General features: G+C 65.5%; 5 protein-coding genes. 1 reads left to right on the top strand and 4 read right to left on the bottom strand.

Annotated features, from left to right (window positions below):
* The first annotated feature begins 275 nt into the window (after nucleotides 1-275).
* A complete protein-coding gene (locus VGD20_RS11755; RefSeq protein ID WP_331134623.1) occupies nucleotides 276-485 on the top strand; it encodes a hypothetical protein in 210 nt (69 codons plus the stop codon).
* 59 nt (nucleotides 486-544) lie between these two features.
* On the opposite strand, the gene VGD20_RS11750 is transcribed toward VGD20_RS11755, so the two are convergent.
* The 4 genes from VGD20_RS11750 to VGD20_RS11735 form a co-directional block, all read right to left on the bottom strand.
* A complete protein-coding gene (locus VGD20_RS11750) occupies nucleotides 545-1,306 on the bottom strand; it encodes a C1 family peptidase (RefSeq protein ID WP_331134622.1) in 762 nt (253 codons plus the stop codon).
* A 2-nt stretch (nucleotides 1,307-1,308) separates the two neighbouring features.
* Nucleotides 1,309-2,859, bottom strand: a complete 1,551-nt coding sequence (locus VGD20_RS11745) for a hypothetical protein (RefSeq protein ID WP_331134621.1) — start codon at nucleotides 2,857-2,859, stop codon at nucleotides 1,309-1,311.
* 228 nt (nucleotides 2,860-3,087) lie between these two features.
* Nucleotides 3,088-3,918 carry an NYN domain-containing protein gene (locus VGD20_RS11740; RefSeq protein ID WP_331134620.1) on the bottom strand — a complete coding sequence of 277 codons (831 nt, stop codon included), beginning with the start codon at nucleotides 3,916-3,918 and terminating at the stop codon, nucleotides 3,088-3,090.
* Nucleotides 3,915-4,825: HEPN domain-containing protein (locus VGD20_RS11735; protein ID WP_331134619.1), on the bottom strand; the 911-nt coding region annotated here is incomplete at its 5' end. The genes VGD20_RS11735 and VGD20_RS11740, both read right to left, overlap by 4 nt.

The raw sequence follows: 4,825 nt of genomic DNA, 5'->3' as shown, positions 1-4,825 counted from the left end.
GTCGGGACTTAGAAAGGGCGAGCCGCGGCGCGCGAGCGCGGCCCGGGCGTTCGCATCGCCCTCGGGCATAGTTGTCATCGAACATCTCCTCGATGCGCGGCGCGCCGCCGCGCCGCCTGGCGCCCCGGTTGATGGGAGGTGAAAGGCGGCAGCGGCAGGGTCGAAAACGCCACCGGGCAAATTCGACCCCCGGTGGTCTTGCGATCTTGTTCTTCTTATGTTCTTATCGTTGCTCGAGCCGCCAGGCGGCGATTCGACATCGACGGAGACGAGCATTGCAGCACGACGTGCAGCTGCGCGCTGCCGCGCGCGCGATCTACGACAGTTGTTACCCGGGCGAGGAATGGGCACCGGTCGGGTTCGAGGAAGCCGAGCGGTGCCGCACCGTCCACTACCGGCAAGCGGTGGGAGCGGCGATCGAGGCGCGCGCGGTGCTCGCGGCTCCCAGGCAGCCCGACCTATTCAGTGCCATGCGCGCCGATTAAGCGGGCGGCACGCCGGGGCAAGCAGGCAACCGCTCGGCCCGGCGCCATACCCCGGTCGGCTAGTAGAGCTTGAACGCCGGGTTCGACGGACCACCGAGGATGTTGCATTCACCGTAGGCGATCCGGCCAAGGCCGCCCCTCCCCCAGCCGGTGCCGAAGCTGTTCTGCACTTCCCAGCACCCGAGTTCGTCGTCGTAGCCGACGAGAAGCAGCGCGTGGTTGAGGTCGGCTTCACCGCCGCCGTCCCGGTAGATCGAGAAGTCCTTCACCCGGGCGAAGCGTGCCTCGGCTGCCATGGTGGCAACGACTGGAGCGTGGCGGGCTATCGTCATCTTGGCATCGTCCGTGTCCGCCACGAGCTCGGCGCGAACGCAGCGCGAGGGCGCGGGAAGCGGGGCCGGGCAAGGATCGTCGGGCTTGAAGGCCCCGGCGTTCGCCGGCGCGCCGGCGTCGCGAAGAAGGGTGACATGGGTCGTTGGCCGGGGCTGCCCCGACCTGCAATTGAGGCCGGCGACGCACTGGTGGAACATGTCGGCATCGAGCGGCTGGAACGCCGAGCGGAGGCGGAGCAGGGTTTCCTGGAGGCGGCAGAGCGCGTGGGCGAGGCAGGTCGCGAAGGGAAGTTGCTGCGAGACGGGGGCGAGCTCGGCGCGGCCGATCCAGCTCGCCCTCGGGGGCGGAGCATCGAGGCCAAAGGTCTCGAACCGCGGCTCGAGGTCGGGAGAAGGCGACGTCGGCTCGACCGGGGGCGAGCGCAGGACGAAGCGCAGGTCGCGCTTCCTGATACTCGCATCGAGAGCGAGTCGCGCGCTACGGCGCATGGTCAGTTCCCCGACCCGGCCTCGGCCAGCTTGGCCTCTGCTTCGCGAACGGCGATGTCGGCATTGATGTTGGCGAGCTGCGCCTGCTTGAGCGCCGTGTCCGCCGCGAGCGCGGCGATCGCGTCTTCGTTGACGTCGTTTCCCGACTCGTCGAGCGCGGCCTTGGCATCGGCGAGGTCCTTCTCCGCCTTGGCGAGCTTGATCTCTTCCTCGAGCTTTTCGAGCTTCGACTTGGAGTTGGCGCGGTCGGCCTCGACGACGGTCGAGACCTCGGCGGCGAGCGCGTCGAGCACGCCGGCAACGGCCTCGCCCGCGGCCTTCTTTTGCTCGTAGCCGGCACTGGTGAGCACGCCGCTCTCGGCGAAGGTGGCCGAGAGGGCGCCGTTGGTGAACGCCTTGCTGTGAAAGGGCAGGAAGAAAGTGGTGTCGCGGTTGAGCAGCGTGACCGGCAAGGACTTGAAGGGCTTGCCTTGCTCGATGCCCACCTTCGTGCAGGGCCCACCCTTGCAAGCCTGGAGAATCGCCGGGACGCCGACGCGGTAACGAATGCCCGCCTCCGGACCCGGGTCGCCGGAATCCACGAGAGCGGTGTCGCCGGGCTTTCCGGAGGCGGCGACCGCCCTCGCCTTCACCGGGTCGATGAGCGCCGTCGTCGACTTGAGCTCGAACCAAGTCGCGGCCTGCGCCGCGAGGCCCTCGACGCGCGTCTTGAACTGGTCGTCGGTCTCGATGGGCTTGCCCGCCGCGTCTACCTTGCGCGCTACCCATTTCGCGAGGGTGGCCGCGGGGATCTCGATCCCCTTGGTCGAGGCGATGACCGAGCTGGCCTCGGGGAACACGACGGTCGACGCGTGGCTCACCGCCTTGGTGCGCTCCTCGAGGAGCCCCTTCGCGCTGTCGAGGTCGATCTGCGTGGCGACGACGTTGGAGATCGCGGTGTCGTGCGACTGCCGAAGCGAGCGGCTGATCGCGGCGCCGGCGCGGGTCACGCGTGCGCTCGACGCGTCGAGGTCGCGCGTATGCTTGGCAAGGAGCGCGGTAAGCCGATCGACTTCCTTTTTCGCCGCATCGGCGTCCGATAGCTTTTGCACGAGGTCCGCCGAGCAAAGCGCCTTGTCGGAGCCCGCGGTGGCGACGAGCTTCGCGACCTTGCCGACGGCCGAGATCGTCTTGGTCAATATTTCCGCGGTCCGGTCGTCAGCCTCGGCGTTGATCGACTTGATGGCCCCCGAGTCATAGAAGGTGACCTTGACCGAGCTCGTCTTGGTAAAGGACGACAGCGAGGCATAGCCGATCACGTAGAGCGCCGCGGGGTCTGGACCGTTTTTCGCCGTCGCCTCGATTTTCGGCGTCAGCGATAGTTCCTTGTCGGTCTCGTCGCAGCTTGCCGCCCAGGTCACCTTGGTCTCGAACTGCGAGAAGGGCAGGAAATAGGCGATCCCCTGGCGCGAGGCCGGGTCACTCGTCGCGGGATTGACCTTCAAGGTCGTGCAACCCGCCAGCGGCATGGACGCGGCCAAGAGCGCGGCGATCCCCGAACGCGTTACCGTCATGATACCCCTCCCCCAAGATGTCGGCATAGCAATCGAGCATCACCGCGCTGTCAACCCCGCTATCCTGCCAAGGTTCGGCCGTTTTCGGCGCAATCCGCGGGGCGGACCATAACATGCGAAAGACAAGCAAGTTTTTGGCGCAGCTCGCGATCAGCGGCCCACAACAAAAATGTCCATTTTGGCATGAACGCGACCAGCCCTAAACGAGCCCGCGCGATGCCATGGCGATTATTCGCCCGGCGCCTTCGCCCGGTCCTTGTTCCGCTTGTCGGCGACATAGGATTGGCCGTCGGCGCCCTTCACGATCTCGAAGAGGCCGGTCGCCGCGAACAGCGCCGGGAAATTCTTGGCGCCGTAGTTGCGCGGCTCGATCGGCGCCTGGCGTTTCACGGCGCTGCCGGCAGCGGACATCAAGGCCCAGCCATCGTCGCGCGCAGCGGCCTCGACACCGCCGCGCAGGGTCGTGACGAGCTTCGTGTCCATCGCCAGCGCCTTGCCCGCTGCCTTGGCGGACGGCGCTGCCTTGGTACGCGCTGCCGGCTTGGCCTTGGCAGCCGGGACGGCGGAAGTCGCGACGGCGGCCGCATCCTCGGGCTCTCCGTCGAGGCTGTCGAGATAAAGGAAGGTGGTGCAGGCGTTGACGAAAGGGCTCGGCGTCTTGCGTTCCCCGAAGCCGTAGACCTCGTGGCCATTCGCCTTCAGCTGCATGACCAGCGGCGTGAAATCAGCGTCGCTCGACGCGAGGCAGAAGGCGTCGAGCTTTTGCGTGTAGAGCAGTTCCATCGCATCGATGACGAGGGCGATGTCGGTCGCGTTCTTGCCCTGCGAATAGTCGAACTGCTGGATCGGCCGGATCGCGAAGTCGTGGAGCTTGTCCTTCCAACCCTTGAGGCCGTCGGCAGCCCAGTTGCCGTAGGCGCGGCGGATGTTCGCGGTGCCATATTTCGAGAGCTCGGCGAGCATCGCGCCGATCTTGGCGTGCGAGACGTTGTCGGCGTCGATCAAGAGAGCGATCTTGCGATCGGGCGTCGCGCCCGACGACTCGGCAACGTCCGTCACGAACCAACACCCTCCGCCAACCGCTTCTCGGCAATCGCCTTCACCTCGGCCTGCATGAGCTCGATGCGCTCGAGGAGCCATTCGAGCTCGGGACCGGTGATCTTGTAGTGCGGCGAGTAGCGCGCGTTGACATAGGCCTGCTGCAACAGCTCGAAGCAGCGCCGGCCGAACTTGCTGTCGCGCGGCCAGATCGGGATCAGGTCGCGGGCGATGTCCTCGGACTTGTCGCGGAGGAAGTTGATCTTGTGCGATTTCGGCGAGTAGAGCGTCAGGACGTGCAGCACCGTATGATAGAAATGCTCGGTCGCCTGATGAAGGAGGAAGGCCGCGCGATTATTGTATCCTTGAGAAATGAAATACTTTGCCCCGTCGAGAAACTCGTTAGCACCAGCAAACCACTGATCAAAGTATGCCTGAGCCTCTTCCCTCGCCTCCTCGGCCGACAGCGGCTTAGGCGTGTCGAACGCTTGCGTGCCGAGCTCGTAAAGCACAATCCCATCGCGCACGATGTCGATGAAGAACGGCCGTCCGCGCGAGAGCTGCTGGTTCACATCGACCAGGCTGTGGACGATCAGGCCGACGGGAGCCGACAGCTTCTTGGTGACGCCGTAATCGCGCAGGAAGCGGTCCTCGGCCTTGTACCAATAGTCGACCGGATCAGTCAGCCGCTCGTCGTTGACGACAACGAGGATGTCGTAATCAGAGTAATAGCCGCCAACCGGATCGGCGACCCAGTCGCCGCGCGCATAGCTGCCGTAGAGGATGACCTTGAGGATGCGTCCCTGTTTCTTCCATTTCTGGGTCGCCAGCGCGGTCGCATCCTCGAACTCGGCGAAAAGGATTTCGACAATACGCGCGAGGTCGTTCTGCTTGCTGCCGGGAAGATGGTCAAGATCGGTTTTCATGT

The sequence above is a fragment of the Sphingopyxis sp. genome, from assembly GCF_036402335.1.
Lineage (GTDB): Bacteria > Pseudomonadota > Alphaproteobacteria > Sphingomonadales > Sphingomonadaceae > Sphingopyxis.
Note: the sequence above shows the minus strand (reverse complement) of the source record. Positions and strands in the feature narration are given on the sequence as shown.

Bases quoted from the DNA above. Each gene is read 5' to 3' on its own strand.
- VGD20_RS11750 (WP_331134622.1), bottom strand. From the start codon at position 1,306: ATGCGCCGTAGCGCGCGACTCGCTCTCGATGCGAGTATCAGGAAGCGC.
- VGD20_RS11745 (WP_331134621.1), bottom strand. From the start codon at position 2,859: ATGACGGTAACGCGTTCGGGGATCGCCGCGCTCTTGGCCGCGTCCATG.